Annotated in this window: 16 protein-coding genes and 1 tRNA gene; 8 read left to right on the top strand and 9 right to left on the bottom strand. The window is 63.9% G+C overall.

Annotation, left to right across the window (positions count from 1 at the left end; all coding sequences use genetic code 11):
• The first annotated feature begins 256 nt into the window (after window positions 1–256).
• Window positions 257–1219 carry a helix-turn-helix domain-containing protein gene (locus AB7290_RS02775; RefSeq protein ID WP_161495888.1) on the top strand — a complete coding sequence of 321 codons (963 nt, stop codon included), beginning with the start codon at window positions 257–259 and terminating at the stop codon, window positions 1217–1219.
• A gap of 146 nt (window positions 1220–1365) precedes the next feature.
• Here the strand turns inward: AB7290_RS02775 and AB7290_RS02770 are convergent.
• Window positions 1366–1455, bottom strand: a tRNA-Ser gene (locus tag AB7290_RS02770).
• A gap of 196 nt (window positions 1456–1651) precedes the next feature.
• Between AB7290_RS02770 and AB7290_RS02765 the strand changes: the two genes are divergently transcribed.
• Window positions 1652–1993, top strand: coding sequence for a hypothetical protein (locus tag AB7290_RS02765; RefSeq protein ID WP_063980509.1), 342 nt, complete (start codon window positions 1652–1654; stop codon window positions 1991–1993).
• 37 nt (window positions 1994–2030) lie between these two features.
• On the opposite strand, the gene AB7290_RS02760 is transcribed toward AB7290_RS02765, so the two are convergent.
• The 5 genes from AB7290_RS02760 to AB7290_RS02740 all read right to left on the bottom strand — a co-directional run bounded on the left by AB7290_RS02760 (window position 2031) and on the right by AB7290_RS02740 (window position 10831).
• On the bottom strand, window positions 2031–3494 hold the full coding sequence (locus AB7290_RS02760) for a trehalose-6-phosphate synthase (RefSeq protein WP_085403638.1): 1464 nt from the start codon (window positions 3492–3494) through the stop codon (window positions 2031–2033).
• 235 nt (window positions 3495–3729) lie between these two features.
• Window positions 3730–4551, bottom strand: a complete 822-nt coding sequence (gene otsB, locus AB7290_RS02755) for a trehalose-phosphatase (RefSeq protein ID WP_063980508.1) — start codon at window positions 4549–4551, stop codon at window positions 3730–3732.
• 3 nt (window positions 4552–4554) lie between these two features.
• The gene (locus AB7290_RS02750) at window positions 4555–6042 is read right to left on the bottom strand and encodes an MFS transporter (RefSeq protein WP_085403639.1); all 1488 of its coding nucleotides are present in this window, start codon (window positions 6040–6042) and stop codon (window positions 4555–4557) included.
• Window positions 6043–6544: 502 nt separating this feature from the next.
• Entirely contained in the window at window positions 6545–8578 is a 2034-nt protein-coding gene (locus AB7290_RS02745) for a methyl-accepting chemotaxis protein (protein ID WP_085403640.1), read from the bottom strand.
• Window positions 8579–8791: 213 nt separating this feature from the next.
• A complete protein-coding gene (locus tag AB7290_RS02740; protein WP_135215351.1) occupies window positions 8792–10831 on the bottom strand; it encodes a methyl-accepting chemotaxis protein in 2040 nt (679 codons plus the stop codon).
• A 341-nt stretch (window positions 10832–11172) separates the two neighbouring features.
• Here AB7290_RS02740 and AB7290_RS02735 point away from each other — a divergent pair, with 341 nt between their 5' ends.
• The 4 genes from AB7290_RS02735 to AB7290_RS02720 all read left to right on the top strand — a co-directional run bounded on the left by AB7290_RS02735 (window position 11173) and on the right by AB7290_RS02720 (window position 16250).
• Window positions 11173–11658, top strand: coding sequence for a (2Fe-2S)-binding protein (locus AB7290_RS02735; protein WP_085403642.1), 486 nt, complete (start codon window positions 11173–11175; stop codon window positions 11656–11658).
• Between the two features lie 85 nt (window positions 11659–11743).
• Window positions 11744–14086, top strand: a complete 2343-nt coding sequence (locus tag AB7290_RS02730) for a xanthine dehydrogenase family protein molybdopterin-binding subunit (RefSeq protein ID WP_085403643.1) — start codon at window positions 11744–11746, stop codon at window positions 14084–14086.
• A 13-nt stretch (window positions 14087–14099) separates the two neighbouring features.
• On the top strand, window positions 14100–14900 hold the full coding sequence (locus tag AB7290_RS02725) for an FAD binding domain-containing protein (RefSeq protein ID WP_085403644.1): 801 nt from the start codon (window positions 14100–14102) through the stop codon (window positions 14898–14900).
• A 231-nt stretch (window positions 14901–15131) separates the two neighbouring features.
• Window positions 15132–16250 (top strand): CaiB/BaiF CoA transferase family protein, encoded by a 1119-nt coding sequence (locus AB7290_RS02720; protein ID WP_085403705.1) that lies wholly within the window; start codon window positions 15132–15134, stop codon window positions 16248–16250.
• 138 nt (window positions 16251–16388) lie between these two features.
• Here AB7290_RS02720 and hppD read toward each other — a convergent pair whose 3' ends face one another.
• Window positions 16389–17507: a 4-hydroxyphenylpyruvate dioxygenase gene (hppD, locus tag AB7290_RS02715; RefSeq protein WP_085403706.1), complete on the bottom strand. Its 1119-nt coding sequence runs from the start codon at window positions 17505–17507 to the stop codon at window positions 16389–16391.
• Between the two features lie 119 nt (window positions 17508–17626).
• Here hppD and AB7290_RS02710 point away from each other — a divergent pair, with 119 nt between their 5' ends.
• Window positions 17627–18106 (top strand): Lrp/AsnC family transcriptional regulator, encoded by a 480-nt coding sequence (locus tag AB7290_RS02710; RefSeq protein ID WP_038959069.1) that lies wholly within the window; start codon window positions 17627–17629, stop codon window positions 18104–18106.
• Window positions 18107–18179: 73 nt separating this feature from the next.
• Window positions 18180–18491 (top strand): DUF1272 domain-containing protein, encoded by a 312-nt coding sequence (locus AB7290_RS02705; RefSeq protein WP_085403645.1) that lies wholly within the window; start codon window positions 18180–18182, stop codon window positions 18489–18491.
• A 114-nt stretch (window positions 18492–18605) separates the two neighbouring features.
• Here the strand turns inward: AB7290_RS02705 and fahA are convergent, their stop codons facing one another.
• Window positions 18606–19880, bottom strand: coding sequence for a fumarylacetoacetase (gene fahA, locus AB7290_RS02700; protein ID WP_085403646.1), 1275 nt, complete (start codon window positions 19878–19880; stop codon window positions 18606–18608).
• A 227-nt stretch (window positions 19881–20107) separates the two neighbouring features.
• The gene (gene hmgA / locus AB7290_RS02695; RefSeq protein WP_085403647.1) at window positions 20108–21454 is read right to left on the bottom strand and encodes a homogentisate 1,2-dioxygenase; all 1347 of its coding nucleotides are present in this window, start codon (window positions 21452–21454) and stop codon (window positions 20108–20110) included.
• Window positions 21455–21456 lie beyond the last annotated feature (2 nt).

Below are 21456 nucleotides of genomic sequence, written 5' to 3'. Positions count from 1 at the left end.
TCTAGGCGGCTGGACCGCAGGTGTCGTGAGACGATCGCGCCCAATCGTCCGTACGAACGCGCACCGCCTGGCGCGCCTCGCGGCCATGCTGACACGATCTCGGGGGCGTGATTTGGCGTGACGCAGAGTTGAGTGGGACCCGTCCCGGGCCACGCTAGCTTGATCAAACGTCTACCCGTGGTTTCGGCGCGGGCCATTACAAACCGTGCGATTAGGCTTGCCAAGACTCGCTTTACCAAGACCCGCGGAGGCGATGATGCACCCGAGCGACGATTTTCTCAGCGCTCCAGAATTGGACTATGACGGTTTCCGAGCTGCAATGCGCGAGGATTGGGGATGGTTTACTCCTGCTCGCGAAACCAACATCTTCGCCAGCAAGGTGCGCACGCGGCGCCTCTTCGGATTCGCTGCAGTGGATCTCACCTGCAGCGCTACCCGCCTTGAGCGGACGGAACAGGACATTCGCCGTGATAATATGGAGTACTATTTCGTCACAGTTCAGGATACCGGCGAATCGATTATCATTCACAACGACCGAGTCGTAAATATCACTGCTGGCGATGTCGTCCTGCTCGATTCCACAAAGCCCGTGACATTCATCTCGCGGGCCCAAGACAGCGCGCGATGGCTTGGTGTGCAAGTGCCGCGCCAGAAGCTGGCGTCGCATCTCGGCTTCGAACCGCAAGGTGGCGTGTGCGGTCCTCGCCAGGCGCAAGCGTCACGTCTGCTTTGTCAACTCGCTCTTGACCCGATCAGCGATGCAGAACCGGCGTTCGCGTCGACTGATAACTTTATGCATCTGGTGGTCTACGATCTCCTCGGCGCACTGTTTGCACCTCCCGCCCCGCTTGGCTCGCGTCACAACGACAAGCTGTTCATGCGCGTCTGCGGCATCATAAAGGACCGCTTTGCCGATCCGGACATCTCTCCGCGGGAGGTGGCTGCCGAGGCGGGAATTTCACTGCGCTATTTGCAGAAACTGTTCACGGTCCGTGGGTCGACATGCGGTCACTACATATGTTCGGCCCGTCTGGATCATGCGGCGCGTCTGATCGAACGCCGCGCGTTGATGAAGACAGGTCAGCCGCTCAGCGATATTGCCTACGCCTGCGGCTTTCGCGACTACACGCATTTTGCGCGCGGCTTCCGCCGGCGTTTCGGCACCGCGCCGGGCGCCGTCGGAGCAGGCACCACCGATAACGACAGCGCACGGGTGTGAAGGCTGCAGAAACAGAGGCAAGCGCAGTTAAGCTCGGCTCTCGACCGAATTCAGAAAGGATCTCGCTTTCCAACCCCTGCCGCGCCCAGAAGCAAGCCGGGGGTCGACCGTCGAAAACAGAGATCTACCTAACATTCGATAGGAGCTGGCGGAGAGAGTGGGATTCGAACCCACGGTACGGTTTCCCGCACACACGCTTTCCAAGCGTGCGCCTTAAGCCACTCGGCCATCTCTCCGGAGCGCCCTCTCTTGAAGGGGAGCCGATGATTTTGCAAGAGATCGCGGGTAAATCGGGTGAATTTTCCGTAAGACATTGTATTTGAAAGACAATATCTGGCGCCAGCTGGCGCTTCGGAACCGCTCAAAGGCTGAACCGGAAGCGGGTTTGGCGCGACGATTCACTCAAGACCGCCAAACACGACCGGGGACGCCATGACCATCCAAAAGACCATCGTCGCGCTGGGCCTGATTTCGGCCCTTGGCTCCGCCTTTGCCGCGTCGGCCGCCGCGCAGGTCTGCACCCGGCAGGGCGTCGACGTGAGTTGCGACGACGGGCGGCGCGGGGTGCTTTCGGGCGATGCCATCATCTGGCCGGACGGGACGCGCTCGAACGCCTCGCCGCATCCGAGCGTGATCATCGGCAACAAGAGCTCGGTGCATGTCGGACCCGGCGTGTTCGTCGGCCAGGGCAAGGGCATGGTGCCGCTGGACGATCCCAACGCGCCGAACAAGCGGCAATGCGCGATTCTGGACGGGGTGTCGTATTGCTATTGAGCACCTCTCCCCGCGAGAACGGGGAGAGCAAGAGAGCTTAAATCAACCTTACACCTGATATCGCCGACTTCAGCCAGCGTAGCGCCTGCGGCGGCTGGGTCTCGAGCGGCGCGACGACGGCCTTCTCGGTCCGGCACTTCTCCAGCTCGGCAACGAAGTCGGCGGACCATTGCTGGATGGTGTGGCCGCGCAGCGTCTTCATCATCGCGTCCCAGCGCATCTTGCGCTCGGTGAGCGACATCGCGGCCGCGACCGCGATCGCGCGGGCCATGCCGTCGATATCGTGCGGATTGACCAGCAGCGCCGTTTCGAGCTCGTTGGCGGCGCCGGCGAACTTCGACAGCACCAGCACGCCGGGATCGGCCGGGTTCTGCGCGGCGACATATTCCTTGGCGACGAGGTTCATGCCGTCATGCAGCGGCGTCACCACGCCGATCTGCGCGGTGCGGTAGAGACCCGCAAGCACGGCCTGGCTGAAACCCTTGTTCAGGTAGCGGATCGGCGTCCAGTCGACCTCGCCGTGGCGGCCGTTGACGTCGCTGACGAGACGCGCGACCTCGTTCTGGAGATTGCCATAGGCCTCGATCGCACCGCGCGAGGGGTTGGCGATCTGGAGCAGCGAGATGCTGCGCGCAAACTGCGGATGCTCGGTCCAGAGCCGGTCGAACGCGCTGATGCGATTGACGAGACCCTTGGAATAGTCGAGCCGGTCGACGCCGATCGCGAGCCGCTCGCCGTTGAGACTGCGGCGCAGCCGCGACACGTCGGGATGCGAGGCCGATTTCGCCGCGTAAGCCGCGAACTTTTCCGCATCGATGCCGATCGGAAAGACCTCGCAACGCGTACGGCCATGCTGCGAGATCGCGACGCCGTCTTCGACGGCGAGACCGAGTTCACTCGCGACATAGCCAAGGAAATTCTGGCAATCCTCATTGGTCTGGAAGCCGAGCAGATCGTAGGCCAGCATCGCCGTGATCAGTTCGCGATGATTGGGCACGCCCTGCATCACCGCGACGACCGGCCACGGCGTGTGCAGGAAGAAGCCGATCGGATCATCGACGCCGAGATCGCGCAGCTCCGCGCCGAGCGCGAGGAAATGATAATCCTGCACCCAGAACGCCGTTTTCGCTTTCCGGAAGCGCATCAAGGCGCGCGCCATGAAGGCGTTGACCTCGCGATAGCTGACATAGTCGTCGCGCGAGACGCGGATCAGATCGCTGCGCGAATGCAGCGCCGGCCACAGCGCCGAATTGGCAAAACCTTCGTAATAGCCGCCGTAATGCGCCGCCGGCAGATCCAGCGTCGCTATCGCACCCGACCCAAGCGCTTCGATCTCGGCGAACGGTTCCTTCTGATGGCCGTCGCGCACACGGCCCGACGAACCCACCCAGATAGCACCCGAATGTTCCACCACGGGAAGCAATGCCGCAGCCAAGCCGCCCGTCATCGGCTCGTTGGGTTTACCGCGCGCAACTCGATTTGAAACGACGACTAAATTCACAGGTCGTCCCCTCCTTCATTCCAACCCGTTTAACTGCTGTTCATCAATATGGTTCCTGTCCATCATTTGTACGAAATGAAACCAAAATCAGGCACATGCGTTGGAACCAGTTTTTCTGCTGGGAACCCGGCGGTTTCGCTCAACAAAGTCAGTTTTCGTGACTGTGTTGCCCAGCATGAATTGCGCGCGCAAGCGAACGACGCGAGCGACAATGTGGCCCCGAGGTGTCGGTGCCTTATTCCAACCTTGTGTCGTCGAGCAGACGCGCGAGGAACGCGCGCACATCCTTCGGCTCATCGAAATGGCCGTTGACGCCGATGGCGCGGCGACCGACCGAGAAGGACAGCCCGTTCATGTCGGGCATGATCGCGAACACGGTCTCATCGGTAACGTCGTCGCCAATGAAGATCGGACGGCGCCCTTTGAAGGGCTCATGCTTCATCAATTCGCGCACGCCGGTGGCCTTGGTGAAGCCGGAATGCTTGATCTCGCAAACGAACTTGCCGGGCAGCACCTCGATCGGCGCATTGGGCAGATCGGCGCGGATCAGCGAGACGGCTTCGAAGATCGCCTTCTCCGCATGCGGCGCGAGACGATAATGCAGCGCCAGCGAATAGCCCTTGTCCTCGAGCAGAATGCCGGGGCTGAGCTTGGCGATCGCAGCCAGGCGCCGCTTCAGTTCCTTGTCCATCGGCGGCGCGTGCACGTCGTCGGCCTCATTGCCCACCGACAGGCGCATTTCCGCGCCGTGACCGGCGACCGCGCGAAACACGTCGGGTGCGAAGATCAGGTCGATGTCGTTGAGCGAACGGCCGCTGACCATCGCCAGCGCGCCGGACGTGCGCTCGGTCAACAGGTTCAGCGTTTCCGACAGGCCCGGCGGCACCCACACCTCGCGCGGCGTCGGCATCAGGTCGAGCAGCGTGCCGTCGATGTCGAGCAGGATCGCGGTCTCGCCGAGATGCGGCACGAGCGCATGCGGCACCGGCACCGCGTCGGGCGCTTCTTCGTCAACCATGGGGCGCTTCTGATCCAATTCCGCGAGTTCCGATTTCATAGTCTACTCCATAAAGGCAAGCGGCCGCGCGATTTGTTCGAGCGATTTGCGTTCCGCGGCGACGGCGTAGCGCCACGCCACGATCGCAGCCACGATCATCAGGAAGGCCCCCAGCAAATAGCCCGCGAACACGCTGGTGCGTGATCCCGTGTCGATCAGCGCGCCGAACAGCGCGGGCCCGATCACGCCGCCGATGCCGGTGCCGATTGCGTAGAACACCGCAATCGCCAGCGCGCGCACTTCCAGAGGGAACGTCTCGCTGACGGTCAGGTAAGCCGCGCTCGCGGCGGGCGAGGCAAAGAAGAAGATCACCATCCAGGCAATGGTCTGCCCCTGCGCGCTCAGCGCGCCGATCGAGAACAGATAGCCCGAGAGCGCCAGCAGCACGCCCGACACGCCGTAGGTAAACGTAATCATGACGCGGCGGCCGAGCGTGTCGAACAGGCGCCCGAGCAGCAGCGGACCGAGGAAGTTGCCCGCGGCGAACGGCAGGAGATACCAACCGACATGCTCGGCGCTGATGCCGTAGAAGTCGGTCAGCACCAGCGCGAAGGTGAAGAAGATCGCATTATAGAAGAATGCCTGCGCAACCATCAGCACGAGGCCGACCAGGGAGCGCTGGCGATAGACGGAGAACAACGTGTGCACGACCTCCCTGATCGGCGTGTGGTCGCGCATCTTCAGTCGGATTTTCGTGAAGCGGCCGTCGCTCGCATGCTGGTCGTGCCCGATCACCGAGCGCTCGATCTCGTCCACGATGGCGTGGGCCTGGTCGGGCCGGCCGTGGATCATCAGCCAGCGCGGGCTCTCCGGAATCCACATCCGCATCAACAGCACGACGAGGCCGAGGATCGCGCCGATGAGATAGGCGAGGCGCCAGCCGAGATCGGGACCGATCAATGCGGGATCGAGCAGCACAATGGCCGCCACCGCGCCCATCGCCGCGCCGATCCAGAAACTGCCGTTGATGACGAGATCGGTCCAGCCGCGATAACGCGCCGGCACCAGTTCCTGGATCGTCGAGTTGATCGCAGTGTACTCGCCGCCGATGCCGGCGCCGGTGAGAAAACGAAACAGCGCGTAGCTCGCGACATTCCACGACAAGGCGGTCGCGGCAGTCGCGGAGAGATAAAGCGCCAGTGTGATGAAGAACAGTTTCTTGCGGCCGATGCGATCGGTGAGCCAGCCGAAGCCGAGCGCGCCGAGCACCGCACCGGCGAGATACGCGGAATTGGCGATACCGAGATCGAGATTGGAGAATTGCAGCGACGGACTCTGCTTCAACGCGCCGGAGAGCGCGCCGGCCAGCGTCACCTCGAGCCCGTCGAGGATCCAGGTGATCCCGAGCGCCAGCACGACGCGGGTATGAAAGCCGCTCCACGGCAGCGCATCGAGCCGCGCGGGAATGCTGGTCTCGATGATGCGGTCAGCCGCGACCGCCGCAGAGACTGCAGGTCCATAATTCAGCGCTGGGCTTTGCTGCAATTCCATCGCGTTGCTGGGTCTAACCAATGGAAGCGGCCCCGGTTCACATGGTGTGGACGGGGGCGTTCCGATCATGGAGGTGCGGCATTCCGCCTGCCACCTGCGACAACGCCTGCGGCAAAGGCGGGTTCCCGCGGGAACAGCCGCTGGGATCGTCCGTTTCCGATGGAGCCGCAGGGAGTTGACGCATGGCTCACGTCAGAAAGACGACACATTCGCGCAAAACCTGGAGCGCGCGAAGGTGGAGTTGAAGCGGACGTTCGGGAGGGAGTGAGACTCGCTCTTTACCCCGCTGTCGTCCCGGACAAGCGAAGCGCAGATCCGGGACCCCTAACCACAGAAAGTGGTTTGGCGAAGACTTGGAGTTACCACCGTCCGTCTCAACTATCCGTTGGGAGTATGGATCCCGTATCGGCGCGCGCCTAAGGGCGCGCTTGTCCGGGACGACAGCGGAGTATGAGGCGATAGCGAGGTCTTCAGGCGCCAAGCGCCTGACGCGCGGCGAGCCTTACGCGGCCCTGATATTGCCCATAAAGCGATCGAGCTCGGCGCGCAGGCGCGTGCTTTCGGATGACAACGTCTTGGCCGAGTTCAGCACCTCTTCCGAGGCCGAACCGGTTTCGGCGGCGCCGCGGTTGACCTGGCCGATGTCGGTGGCGGCGGTCTGGGTGCCCTGCGCAACGGTCTGGACGCTGCGCGCGATTTCCTGCGTCGCGGCGCCCTGCTGCTCCACTGCGCTCGCAATCGACGTCGAGATCGACGAGATCTGGCCGATGGTCGCACCGATTTCCTTGATCGCGGCGACCGACTCGGCGGTCGCACCCTGCATCCCCGTAATGTGGGAGGAGATTTCGTCGGTTGCCTTCGCGGTCTGACTAGCCAGCGACTTCACTTCGCTGGCGACCACTGCGAAGCCGCGGCCGGCCTCGCCCGCGCGCGCCGCCTCGATGGTGGCGTTGAGCGCAAGAAGATTGGTCTGCTCGGCGATCGCCGTGATCAGCTTGACCACTTCGCCGATCTGCTGGGCGGCGTGCGAGAGCTTGCCGATGCGGCCGTCGGTTTCCTTCGCCTGCACCACGGCAGCTTCCGCAATACGGCTGGAGTCGCGCACCTGGCGGCCGATCTCCTCGACCGAGGCCGAGAGCTCTTCGGTGGCGGTTGCGACCGACTGCATGTTGCTGGAGGCCTGCTCGGACACGCCGGCGACCTGGCTCGACAGGCTCTGCGTGGTCTCGGCGGTGCGGGTCAGCGTGGAGGCCGCCGATTCGAGCTGCACGGCCGAGGCCGAGACGTTGGAGACGATGGCGCCGACGGCGCTCTCGAAATCGTCGGCAAAGCGAATCAGCTCGGAGCGGCGGCTTGCGGCCTGCTCGCGATTTTGGGCTTCGCTGGCGGCGGCGTCGCGCTCGGCTTTCGCGACAGCCTGAACCTTGAATTCCTCGACTGCACCGGCCATCTCGCCGATCTCGTCCTTGCGTCCCAGGCCCGGCAACACGACGTCGAAATTGCCGGACGCAAGCTCGCGCATCGCCTTGCACATCGCGATCATCGGACGCGAGATGCCGTTGCCGAGCATCAAGGCCAGCACGGCGCCAATGGCGAGGCCGCCGAGTGCCATCATCAGCATCAGCCGTTCGGTCTCGGTGATGGTGGAGTTGGCGCTCGCTTCGATGCGCTGCTGATCCGAGGTCAGATCGGACCGCAGCTCGGCCGAGAGCTTGAGAATGCCCGCCGCCGTCTTGGTCATCTCGCCGTTCAACTTGACGATGACCTTCACGTTCTCGGTCAGCTTCGAGAATGAGGTGCGGTACTGCTTCAGCAGATTGCCGATCTCGGTGACGCGGTCGGTGATCTTCTGGTCATTGGCATAGATCGAGACCAGCAGGGTCTCCAAAAACTTGATGCGGGCGATCACGCCGTCGGCGGTCTTCGGCTCCGGCTTGGCGACGAAGGCACTGACCGAGGTCGAGACCGCGAGATATTGCGAGGTGACGTCCTTGGCCGTGGTCTGAACCGAGTTCAGCCCTGCCAGCGCGGCCGTATCGGCGAGATCGTCGAACTTGAAGCGGATCTTGTTGCCGACGCTGTTGAGCTCGTCGGCGGCGATCTTGTTGTTCTCGCGCGTCAGCGTGATGATCTCACCGAACACCTTGGTGAAGCGCTGGAATTCGGCCCCGAGCTTGCCGACCTGCTCGCGGCGCGCCGCGCCGGTCGTGGCCGCCACCGACTTGGCGATCGCGCCCTTCAGATTCTCTTCGGCGGCCTTGGCCGCGGTCTCGTCATCGGTCGCGCCCGTCAGCGTATAGGCCCGCGCCAGTCCCTGATAGGCGATCAGCTCGCGGTCCACGGTCCGCGCGAGGTCCGCTTCCGACACGCTGGCCCGGTAGGAGGCCACGGCGGCCTGGATCCGCTCGAAGCCGAAATAGGCGAAAGCCATGCTGACGGCGAGGATGGCGAGCACCGCCACGAAGCCGAGGATGATTTTTGCACGAAAACGCAGGGTGAAGAGCTTCGATGTGTTCGGCGTCGACTTGACGGGCATTCCCCACCCCATTCCATTCGCGGAAAACCAGGCGCAGCCCGGAAGCAGCCCGCTTCCTGACTCGTGAGCACGGTAGAGTGCAAAGGATAAGCGGCGGTAAATTTATGGCGTCGCAACTTGCGGTTAGGTGACGCGGCCGAGCCTGTCGTCCCCGCGAACGCGGGGACGACAGCCGAGAGTGGAGCGACAACGAGGGCTTCAGGCGTCGCAAACCTACGCCGCCCGGATATTCCCCATGAAGCGATCGAGCTCGGCGCGCAGGCGGGTGCTTTCGCTGGACAGGGTTTTGGCCGAATTCAGGACCTCCTCCGAGGCCGAGCCGGTTTCGGCGGCGCCACGGTTGACCTGGCCGATGTCGGTGGCGGCGGTCTGGGTGCCCTGCGCGACGGTCTGGACGCTGCGGGCAATCTCCTGCGTCGCGGCGCCCTGCTCTTCCACCGCGCTAGCGATCGAGGTCGAGATCGACGAAATCTTGCCGATGGTGGCGCCGATCTCCTTGATCGCGGCGACCGACTCGGCGGTCGCACCCTGCATTCCCGCGATGTGCGAGGAAATCTCGTCGGTGGCCTTCGCGGTCTGGCTGGCCAGGGACTTCACTTCGCTGGCGACCACGGCAAAGCCGCGGCCGGCCTCGCCCGCGCGCGCCGCCTCGATGGTGGCGTTGAGCGCCAGAAGGTTGGTCTGCTCGGCGATCGCGGTGATCAGTTTGACCACCTCGCCGATCTGCTGGGCGGCGTGCGACAGCTTGCCGATCCGGCCGTCGGTTTCCTTGGCCTGGACCACCGCAGCTTCCGCGATGCGGCTGGAATCGCGGACTTGGCGGCCGATCTCCTCGACGGAGGCGGAAAGCTCTTCGGTCGCGGTTGCGACCGACTGCATGTTGCTCGAGGCCTGCTCGGAGACACCGGCGACCTGGCTCGACAGGGTCTGCGTGGTTTCGGCGGTTCGGGTCAGCGTGGAAGCCGCCGATTCGAGCTGCACGGCGGAAGCCGACACGTTCGACACGATGGCACCGACCGCGCTTTCAAAATCATCGGCGAAGCGAATCAGCTCCGAACGGCGTGCGGTGGCCAATTCCTTGTTCTGGGCTTCGCTGGCGGCGGCGTCGCGCTCGGCCTTGGCCACGGCCTGAACCTTGAATTCCTCGACCGCGCCGGCCATCTCGCCGATCTCGTCCTTGCGGCCGAGGCCCGGCAGCACGACGTCGAAATTGCCCGACGCAAGCTCGCCCATCGCCTTGCACATCGCGATCATCGGACGCGAGATGCCGGTGCCGAGCAGGAAGGCGAGGATCGCGCCGAGCAGCGTGCCGCCGACGGCCAGCATCAGCACCAGTTGCTCGGTCCGTCCGATGGTCGCTTCCGACTCCGAATCCAGCCGCTGCTGCTCGGCGACGAGGTCCGCTTTCATCGCGGTCGCGCCTTGCAGGATCGCACCGGCAGAACCGCTCATCTCGGTGACGAGCTCATCCACCATCTTGGCGTTGGCGATCAGCTTCTCCAGCGCTTCGCGATAGGCCACGAGGATGGTCTTGGCGTCCTTCAGGCCGGCGACGATCTTGTCGTCCATGGAATAGACCGCGCCGAGCGAATTCTCGACGAATTTCAGCCGCGCCAGCGCGCTGGTCGCGATCGCCTGGTCGGACGTCAGCACGAAATTGGTCGCCGCCGCGCTCGCGGTCTGGAACTGGGCGTTGACCTGCTTGGTGCCGAACTCGATCGACTGCGCCTCGGAATCGGAGGCATTGTTGCCGATATCGTCAAGCTTGTATTTCAGGAGATTGGCTTGGCGCGTCAGCTGGTTCTGCACCAGCAGCGCGCTGTCGCGCTTGGCCTTGAGGACCTTGGCGAAGGTCGCGGAGAAGTTGGAGAATTCCTTGGCGAGCTTGTTGAGGCCGTCCTGCCGCGCCGGCTTCTGGGCACTCTTGACGGCCTGGTCGATGGCGCTCTTCAGGCCGGTCTCGGCGTCCAGCGCTGCCTTGGCATCGTCCTCCTTGCCGGTGACGACGAAATAACGGACGGCCGAGCGGTAGGCGAGCAGCTCGCGGTCGATGTTGCGGGCGAGATCGGCCTCGGTGACGCTGCTGCGGTAGGACCCGACCCCGGCCGAGACCCGCTCGAAGCCGAAATAGGAGAAAGCCATGCTGCCGGCGGAGATCACCAGCACCGCGGCGAAGCCGAGGATGATCTTGGCGCGGAACCGGAGGGTCGGAAATATTGTACGCTTCGACGGCGACGCGATACGCCCGGACATTCCAACCCCCATTTTCTATTCAGCCGTGATCCGGAGGCGGCTCGCCTCCAGACCCGGATGCGCAAAACTAGGGCAGAATGGATAAAGGGCGGTAAATTCGCCGCACCTGCGCAATTTCCGGCTTTGTCGGCCAAAAGCCGACCGGATGGGATGACGGCTGGCATCCCACATGGGCCGGCCATTTTGCGGCGGTCGACCCGCTTCGCCCACCCAAGTCATTGCCCGATCGTCGGGATCGATGACTTTTCCATGACCGGCGTGACCAAAATCCTAGTTGCAATGTCCGTGGGCGGCGGTCTCTAATTAGAAACAATCAAAATCAATCCGGGGAGGTATGTTCCGTGTCTACAGTCAAACTGACGGTGAACGGCAAGGCCGTTGCCGTCGACGTCGAGGACCGCACGCTGCTGGTCCAGCTCCTGCGGGATCACCTCAACCTCACCGGGACCCATGTCGGCTGCGATACCAGCCAGTGCGGCGCCTGCGTCGTACACGTGGACGGCAAGGCGGTGAAATCCTGCACCATGCTGGCTGGTCAGGCCGACGGCGCCAGCGTCACCACCATCGAAGGCATCGCCAAGGGCGATGAGCTGCACCCGATGCAGGCCGCCTTCCGCGACAATCACGGCCTGCAATGCGGCTATTGCACGCCGGGCATGATCATGTCGGCGATCGACATCGTGCACCGCCATGGTGGTGAGCTCGACGAGCCCACGGTCCGCCACGAGCTCGAAGGCAATATCTGCCGCTGCACCGGCTACCACAACATCGTCAAGGCCGTGCTGGATGCAGCCGGGCGCATGAAGGTCTCGCAGGCGGCCGAGTAAAGCAGCGCGCCTCGAATAAAGAACCACCGCTGCTGCTTTCGAGGGAAAGCGCAGTCAAAGAAACTTCCGGTCGGGAGGACCAGACATGGGTGTTGAAGGCATCGGCGCGCGCGTCGTGCGCAAGGAAGACAAGCGTTTCATTACCGGCAAAGGCCGTTACGTCGACGACATCAAATTGCAGGGCATGACCCATGCCCATTTCATCAGAAGCCCGCATGCGCATGCCAAGGTGAAGAAGATCGATTCATCCGCCGCGCTCGACATGCCGGGCGTGGTCGCCGTGCTCACGGGACAGCAGATCGTCGACGACAAGGTCGGCAATCTCATCTGCGGCTGGGCCATCACCTCCAAGGACGGCAGCCCGATGAAGATGGGCGCATGGCCGGCGATGGCGCCGGAAACCGTGCGCTTCGTCGGTCAGGCCGTCGCGGTCGTGATCGCCGACAGCAAGAACCTCGCGCGCGACGCGGCCGAAGCCGTGGTCGTGGATTATGAAGAGCTGCCGGCAGTCGCCGATATCCATGCCGCGATCAAGGCCGGCGCAGCCCAGCTTCACCCCGAAGCCCCCGGCAACCAGGTCTATGACTGGGTGATCGGCGACGAGGGCGCGACGGATGCCGCCTTCGCCAAGGCCGCCAATGTGGTCAAGCTCGACGTCACCAACAACCGCCTCGCCCCGAACGCGATGGAGCCGCGCGCGGCGATCGCCGACTATGACGCGGCGGAAGAGCACTTCACGCTCTATACGACCTCGCAGAACCCGCACGTCGCCCGCCTCGTGCTGTCGGCGTTCTACAACATCGCCCCCGAGCACAAGCTGCGCGTGATCGCCCCCGACGTCGGCGGCGGCTTCGGCTCAAAAATCTTCATCTATCCCGAGGAGATGGTGGCGCTGTGGGCCTCGAAGAAGGTCGGCCGTCCGGTAAAATGGACCGGCGACCGCACCGAGGCCTTCCTCACCGATGCGCATGGCCGCGACCACGTCACCCATGCTGAGATGGCGTTCGATGCCAACAACAAGATCACCGGCTTGAAGGTGAAGACCTACGCCAATTTCGGCGCCTACATGTCGCTGTTCTCCTCGTCGGTCCCGACCTATCTCTACGCCACGCTGCTGTCGGGCCAGTACAACATCCCGGCGATCCATGCCGAGGTGGTCGGGGTCTACACCAACACCACGCCGGTCGACGCCTATCGCGGCGCAGGCCGCCCCGAGGCGAGCTATTTGATCGAACGGTTGATGGAGACGGCGGCGCGGCAGCTCAAGGTCGATCCGGCAGCACTGCGCCGGAGCAACTTCATCACCCAGTTCCCGCACCAGACGCCTGTCATCATGGCCTATGACACCGGCGACTTTAACGCCTCGCTCGACGCCGCGATGAAGGCGATCGACTATGCCGGCTTCGCAGCCCGCAAGGCCAAGGCGAAGGCGGACGGCAAGCTGCGCGGCATCGGCGTGTCCTGCTACATCGAGGCCTGCGGCATCGCGCCGTCGAAGGCCGTCGGCAGCCTCGGCGCCGGCGTCGGCTTATGGGAATCCGCCGAAGTGCGGGTCAACCCGGTCGGCACCATCGAGATCCTGACGGGCTCGCACAGCCACGGCCAGGGTCACGAGACCACGTTCTGCCAGCTCGTCGCGGAGCGCCTGGGCGTTCCCATCAGCCAGGTCTCGATCGTCCATGGCGACACCGACAAGGTGCAGTTCGGCATGGGCACCTACGGCTCGCGCTCCGCGGCCGTCGGTCTCACCGCGATCCTGAAGGCGATGGAGAAGATGGAGTCCAAGGCCAAGAAGATCGCAGCGCATGCGCTCGAAGCGTCCGAGGGTGACATCGTCATCGAGAACGGCGAGTTCAAGGTGGCCGGTACCGACAAGGCGATCGCCTTCCCGATGGTCGCGCTCGCGGCCTACACCGCGCACAATCTGCCTGACGGGATGGAGCCGGGCCTGAAGGAAAGCGCCTTCTACGATCCGACCAACTTCACCTTCCCGGCCGGCGCCTATATCTGCGAGCTTGAGGTCGATCCCGGCACCGGCAAGACCTCCTTCGTCAACTTCGTCGCGGCCGACGATTTCGGCCGGCTGATCAACCCGATGATCGTCGAGGGACAGGTCCATGGCGGCCTCGCCCAGGGCATCGGGCAGGCGCTGCTCGAGCACGCCATCTACGATGCCAACGGCCAGCCCGTCACGGCCTCGTTCATGGATTACTCCATGCCGCGCGCCGACGACCTGCCCTCGTTCAACCTCTCCCACACCACGACGCTGTGCCCGGGCAATCCCCTGGGCATCAAGGGCTGCGGTGAGGCCGGCGCGATCGGCGCCTCTGCGGCCGTGATCAACGCGATCACGGATGCGATCGGCAAGAACAATCTGGAAATGCCCGCAACCCCGGATCGGGTGTGGCGCACGATCCACGCGGCCTGAGAGGAGCAACAAGATGTACCAGACCACTTATCATCGCCCCTCCTCGGTCGACGAGGCCGTCGCCCTGTTCGGCAAGAGCAGTGAGGCGAAATTCCTCGCCGGCGGCCAGACCTTGCTGCCGGTCATGAAGCAGCGGCTCGCCAGCCCGTCCGACGTGATCGACCTCGGCAAGATCAAGGAGCTGCACGGCGTCGAACTCTCGGGCGACGTGCTGACCATCAAGGCCGGCACGACCTATTTCGACATCATGCAGAATGCCGATGTGAAGAAGGCGATCCCCGCGATCGCCTATCTCACCTCGGTGCTCGGCGATCCCGCCGTGCGTTATCGCGGCACGATCGGCGGCTCGATCGCCAACAACGATCCCGCCGCGGATTATCCGGCCGCGCTGCTGGCGCTCGGTGCCACCGTCAAGACCAACAAGCGGTCGATCTCGGCCGAGGACTTCTTCCAGGGCCTGTTCACGACGGCGCTGGAAGACGGCGAGATCATCACTGCGGTGTCGTTCCCGGTGCCGGCGAAGGCAGGCTACGAAAAGATGCGGCATCCGGCCTCACGCTTCGCGCTGACCGCCGTGTTCGTCGCGCAGACGAAGTCGGGCGAGATCCGTGTTGCCGCCACCGGCGCCTCGCAGAGCGGCGTGATGCGGGTGCCCGCGATCGAAGCCGCGCTGAAGGCGAACTGGTCGCCGTCGGCGCTCGACAATGTCAGCATTCCGGCGAGCGGATTGCTGGCCGATATCCACGGCACGGCGGAATACCGCGCCAACCTCGTCAAGGTGATGGCGCAGCGCGCGGTGGCTGCCGCGGGCTGACCGAGTCGATAAAGCGCGACAGCGCGTCGCGCCTTAGCGCCTCAACACAAATCTTCCGCGGCGCGCAGCAATGCGCGCCGCTTTTATTATGCGCCCATGCATGAAAACCGCTTGCCTCGCGGACATGAAGGCGAGAAAAGTTAATCAGCCAATTAACTCGCCCCAAAAGAGGAACGTCAAAGGCGATTGCCGGACCACCGGCATTCGCCGGCGACCCGAGGAAACAACAACGTGCTCGATAAACCAGCCCAGGAAAAATCAGAAGGCTCCTCCGTCCGCGCCTCCGGCCCGCTCTCGGGTTTCCGTGTCGTCGAATTCGCCGGCATCGGACCCGGCCCATTCGCCTGCATGATGCTGGCCGACATGGGCGCCGAGGTCGTCACGCTCGATCGCGTCGGCGCCAAGAAGAGCATGAAGTCGGTGGCGGGCCGCGGCCGCAAGGTGATCGAGCTCGACCTCAAGGACAAGGCGGCGATCGCAGAGGTGCTCGACCTGCTTGCGAGCGCCGATGCATTGGTCGAGGGCTTTCGTCCCGGCGTGATGGAGCGGCTCGGGCTCGGCCCCGATGTCGTGCTCGCGCGAAATCCCAAACTCGTCTACGGCCGCATGACCGGCTGGGGCCAGGAAGGCCCGCTGGCCAACGCCGCCGGCCATGACATCAACTACATCTCGATCACCGGCGCGCTCGCCGCGATCGGCACCAAGGAAGCCCCGGTGCCCCCGCTCAATTTGGTCGGCGATTTCGGCGGCGGCGCGCTCTATCTCGTCGTCGGCGTGCTCGCCGCCCTCCTCGAAGCGCAAAGGTCCGGCAAGGGCCAAGTCGTGGACGCCGCGATGTGCGACGGCGCGGCATCGCTGATGTCGTTCTTCTTCGACATGAAGACGATCGGCCGCTGGAGCGAGGGGCGCAACCAGAACTTCCTCGACGGCGGCGCACATTTCTACGGCGTCTATGAATGTGCCTGCGGGCACTTCGTCTCGATCGGCTCGATCGAACCGCAGTTCTACGCGCTGCTGCGCGAGCACGCGGGCCTGACCGATGCCGACTTCGACGCGCAGATGAACCCCAAGGCCTGGCCCGCGCTGAAGCAGAAATTGCAGGCCGTGTTCAAGAGCAAGACCCGCGAGGACTGGTGCAGGATCATGGAAGGCACCGACATCTGCTTCGCGCCGGTGCTGACCATGTCGGAAGCGACCGAGCATCCGCACATGGTCGCCCGCAATGTCTTCCTCGAACGCCACGGCGTGAAGCAGCCGGCGCCGGCACCAAGGTTCTCGCGCACGCCGTCGGCGGTGCGGGAGCCGGAGGGCGCGGAGATTGGTGCCGTGACGGCTGCGTGGAAGAGGTAGATCTAGCCCCGGCAAAGATCGCGTAGGGTGGGCAAAGGCGCGAAGCGCCGTGCCCACCATCTCTCCACAATCTTGATAGAAGTGGTGGGCACGCTTGCGCTTTGCCCACCCTACGGCAGTGTGCCCGAACGCAGCGACCTACGCCGCGTTATCCACCTTCAACACGCCGCGCCGGATCTGGTCCTCCTCGATCGATTCGAACAGGGCCTTGAAGTTGCCCTCGCCAAAGCCGTCGTCGCCTTTGCGCTGGATGAACTCGAAGAAGATCGGGCCGATCGCGTTCGCGGAGAAGATCTGCAGCAGCACCTTGGTCTGGCCGCCATCGACCACGCCTTCGCCGTCGATCAGGATGCCGTTGGTCTGGAGCCGCGCGACGTCCTCGCCGTGCTTCGGCAGGCGCGCGTCGATCTTCTCGAAATAGGTGTCGGGCGGTGACGGCATGAAGGGCAGGCCGGCTTCGCGCAGGCCTTCGATGGTGGCGTGGATATCGCGGCAGCCGCAGGCGATGTGCTGGATGCCCTCGCCGCGATAGATATTCAGATATTCCTCGATCTGGCCGGACTCGCCAGCGTCCTCGTTGATCGGAATCCGGATCTTGCCGTCGGGGCTGGTCAGCGCGCGCGAGAACAGGCCGGAGGCGCGACCCTCGATGTCGAAGAAGCGGATCTGGCGGAAGTTGAACAGCTTTTGGTAGAAGCCCGTCCACACATCCATGCGGCCGCGATGGACGTTGTGGGTGAGGTGATCGAGATAGAACAGGCCGGCGCCGACCGGCTTGGGATCGCGGGCGCCCAGCCACTCGAACTCGGCATCATAAGCCGAGCCCTTGGCGCCGTACCGATCGACGAAATAGAGCAGGCTGCCGCCGATGCCCTTGATCGCGGGCACATCGAGCGTCTTCTGCGCCGACGACACATCGGCAGGTTCGGCGCCTAGCGCGATCGCGCGGTCATAGGCCGCCTTCGCATCGACCACGCGAAACGCCATCGACGGTGCGCAGGGACCATGTGCGGCGACGAAGTCGAAGCCGTGGGTGCCGGGCTCCTCGTTGACGAGATAGTTGATGTCGCCCTGGCGATAGACCGTGATCTTCTTGCTCTTGTGACGCGCGACGGGCGCATAACCCATCAGCTTGAACAGCGCGTGCAGCTCTTCCGGATTGGGATGCGCATATTCGACGAACTCGAACCCGTCGGTGCCCATCGGATTGTCGGCGGTGATGGTGGCCGGCGGTGCATCGTGCGGAAACGGACCCATGGTGCTCTCCAATTGCTGCTGCCATGAACTATCCTTCACCGGGCGTGCAATGAGCGTGCAAACGGGACGCGTTTTGGCTATCATATGCACGATCCGTGCATGAAATGGATAAATGACGCATGATCTCCGTAGACGCCTTCGACCTCAAGATCCTGGGCGCGCTCCAGGACGACGGCCGCCTCACCAACCAGGAGCTCGCCGATCTCGCGGGTCTCTCGGCCTCGCAATGCTCGCGGCGGCGGATGCGGCTGGAGGAGGAGAAGGTGATCTCGGGCTATCACGCCGATCTCTCCAGCGAAGCGCTGGGCTTCGGTGTGATCGCCTTTATCCAGGTGGGGCTCGCGACCCACTCGCCGGACAATTCGAAACGCTTCCGCGCCTTGGTCAACCGCATCGACGAGATCCAGGAAGCTTATTCGCTGACGGGCGACGCCGATTACGTGCTCAAAGCCGTGCTGCGCGATCTCAAGGGTCTCTCCAATCTCGTCAACGACGTGCTGATGCCGCACCAGAGCGTGGCGCATGTGCGCTCCTCGATCGTGCTCGACAGGCTCAAGGAAAGCTCGCGGCTGCCGCTGAAGGATTTGAAGGCTGGCTGAAATCGAGGGAACTACGCCATTCGCGCTTCACGCGCCGTCTGCGATGATCAAGCCAATCTGCGGAGATTCAGCCATGGCCCTCCAGCTTCGACCGAACTGCGAATATTGCGACCGCGACCTGCCGCCTGATGCGACGGATGCGCGGATCTGCTCCTATGAATGCACGTTCTGTGCGGATTGCGTGGAGACGAAACTCTCCAACGTCTGCCCGAATTGCGGCGGCGGCTTTGCGCCGCGCCCGATCAGGCCGACGCGGGAATGGCGGCCGGGCGTGTGCGTCACCAAACACGTGCCGTCCGACAAGCGGGTGCATTTGAAATACAGCCCGGAGGATGTCGCCGCGCATTGCGCGCGGGTGCGCGACGTGCCGCCGGAGAGGCGATAGGTCTCGTAGGGTGGGCAAAGGCGCCTTAGCGCCGTGCCCACCATGTCTCCGCAACTATGATCGGAATGGTGGGCACGCTTCGCTTTGCCCACCCTACGACACCGGAACGCGCGGCTACTCCGCCGCCAAAATCGTCCCCTCGACCTCCCCGAACCCGACCCGGTAGCCGTTGCCCTGGCACCAGCCGCGCATGACGAGACTGTCGCCGTCCTCCAGGAACGAGCGCTTGGCGCCGCCGGGCAATTCCACCGGCTCGGTGCCGTTCCAGCTGATCTCCAGCAGGCTGCCGCGCTGGTTCTTCTCCGGGCCGGAGATCGTGCCGGACCCAAGGAGATCGCCAACATTCATCGCGCAACCGCTGGAGGCGTGGTGCATGAGCTGCTGCACCGATGACCAGTACATGTACTTGAAATTGGTGCGGCTGATGCCGGCGGGCGCGTTGGCGCCGGCGGCGCGCAGGGATACGTCGAGCTCCAGATCGTAATTCTGCGGCTTGGCCTGCTTGAGATAATCCAGCGGCGCCGGCTCCTGCTCCGGTCCCTTCAGCCGGAATGGCTCCAGCGCCTCGCGCGTCACCACCCACGGGCTGATCGAGGTCGCGAACGCTTTTGCCAGGAACGGCCCGAGCGGCACATATTCCCATTGCTGGATGTCGCGCGCGCTCCAGTCGTTGAGCAGCACGAAACCGAAGATCATCTCCTCGGCCTGTTGCTCGGTCAGCATGCCACCCATGGCTGAGGGCTGGCCGACCACCACACCCATCTCCAGCTCGAAGTCGAGCCGCTTGCACGGTCCGAAGCTCGGCAGCTCGACATTCGGCGGCTTCAGCTGGCCGCGCGGCCGCTTCACCCTCGTTCCGGAGACCACGACGGTCGAGGCGCGGCCGTTATAGGCGATCGGCATGTGCAGCCAGTTCGGCTGCAGCGCGTTGTCCTTGCCGCGGAACATCACGCCGACATTGGTGGCGTGCTCCTTCGACGAATAGAAATCGGTATAGCCGGACACTGCGAACGGCAGATGCAATTTCGCATCGCGCATCGGCACCAGGGCCTGCTTGCGCAGCTCCTCGTTGTCGCGCAGCTCCGGATGATCGTGACGCAGCAGCTCGCTGATCCGCGCGCGTGTCTTCGTCCAGACTTTTGGGCCGAGCGCCATGAACGGATTGAGCGAGGGGCCGGAAAACACGCCGAGCGGCCCGACATCAAGCCGGCAATCCTGCTCGAGCGCCCAGAGATCGAACACGTAGTTGCCGATCGCGACACCGACGCGCGGCGTCGGATTGGCCGAGGTCGAGAACACGCCATATGGCAGGTTCTGGATCGGGAAGTCAGAGGCGGGATCGACGTCGATGAAGGAGCGGAGGCTGGGGTCGTTGGGGTGGGTTGTCACTTTCGGCCTGGTCCTTTCTTCCTTCTCCCCTTGTGGGAGAAGGTGGCGCGAAGCGCCGGATGAGGGGTTCTATCCGCGCGTCCGAATGAGAGAGGTTCAACCGTGGAGACAGACCCCTCACCCGTCTCGCCGCTACGCCGTAGCCGATGCAAAGCATCGGCGTTCTTAAGAGACGGCGGCCAGAGGCCGCCTATGCCACCCTCTCCCACAAGGGGAGAGGAAGACCGTCACGGCTTGTTCGGATCGAACCGCTTCTCAAGTCCCGTCCAGCAGTCCGCGTAATTGTCCTGCAGCGTCGACGACTTCGCGGCATGCGCTGTCACGCGCTGCGGGTAGCGGGTCTCGAACATGAAGGCCATGGTGCCGGTCAGCTTGACCGGTTTCAGCTCGCCGTTGCTGGCGTGCTCGAAGGCATCGCGGTCGGGGCCGTGCGGCAGCATGCAATTGTGCAGGCTGATTCCGCCCGGGACAAAACCCTGCGGCTTGGCGTCGTAGACGCCGTAGATCAGGCCCATGAACTCGCTCATGATGTTCATGTGATACCAGGGCGGGCGGAAGGTGTTGTCGGCCACCATCCAGCGCTCGGGGAAGATCACGAAGTCGATGTTCGCGGTGCCCGCGGTCTCCGACGGCGAGGTCAGCACCGTGAAGATCGAGGGATCGGGATGATCGAAGCCGATCGCACCGACCGGCGAGAAGGTGCGCAGATCGTATTTGTAGGGCGCGTAATTGCCGTGCCAGGCGACGACGTCGATCGGCGAATGTGGCAACGTGGTCTTGAACAGCGATCCGCCCCATTTCACGTAGAGCTCGGTCGGCGTGTCCTTGTCCTCGTAATGCGCGACCGGGGTGAGGAAGTCGCGCGCGTTGGCGAGGCAATTGGCGCCGATCGGCCCGCGCTCCGGCAGCGTGAAGGCGCCGCCGTAGTTTTCGCAGAGATAACCGCGCGCAGGACCGTTCGGAATCTCGACGCGGAATTTGACGCCGCGCGGGATCACCACGATCTCGCCGGGCTCGGCGTCGATACGGCCAAACTCAGTGACGACGCGCAGATTGCCCTGCTGGAGCACGAACATCAGCTCGCCGTCGGCGTTGTAGAAGTGCTGGTCCACCATCGATTTGGTGATGAGGTAGATGTGCGCGGCCATGCCGGCCTGCGTGTTGACGTCGCCGGCGGTCGTCATGGTCTGCACGCCCTGAAGGAAGGTCATGTCCTCCTTCGGGATCGGTGCCGGGTCCCAGCGCAGCTGCGCGATCGGCAAATCGTATTCATGGCAGGGCGCCGAGCGCCACAGGCCGGCATCGGCCTTCTCGAACCGGCCGGAATGCTTCACCGAGGGACGGATGCGATAGAGCCAGGAGCGCTCATTGGTGCCGCGCGGCGCGGTGAATGGCGAGCCGGAAAGCTGCTCGGCATAGAGCCCGTAGGCACAGCGTTGCGGCGAGTTGCGCCCGATCGGCAGCGCGCCCGGCAGCGCCTCGGTCTCGAAGCTGTTGCCGAAGCCGGACATGTAACCCGGCGTGACCTGCGCCGAACTGCGGATGATCTGATCAGGCGAGGTGTTGACGTTCATGA

This window comes from Bradyrhizobium sp. 613_E4_N2_2, assembly GCF_052075995.1.
GTDB lineage: Bacteria > Pseudomonadota > Alphaproteobacteria > Rhizobiales > Xanthobacteraceae > Bradyrhizobium > Bradyrhizobium barranii.
This window is presented reverse-complemented; position numbering and strand designations above follow the sequence as displayed.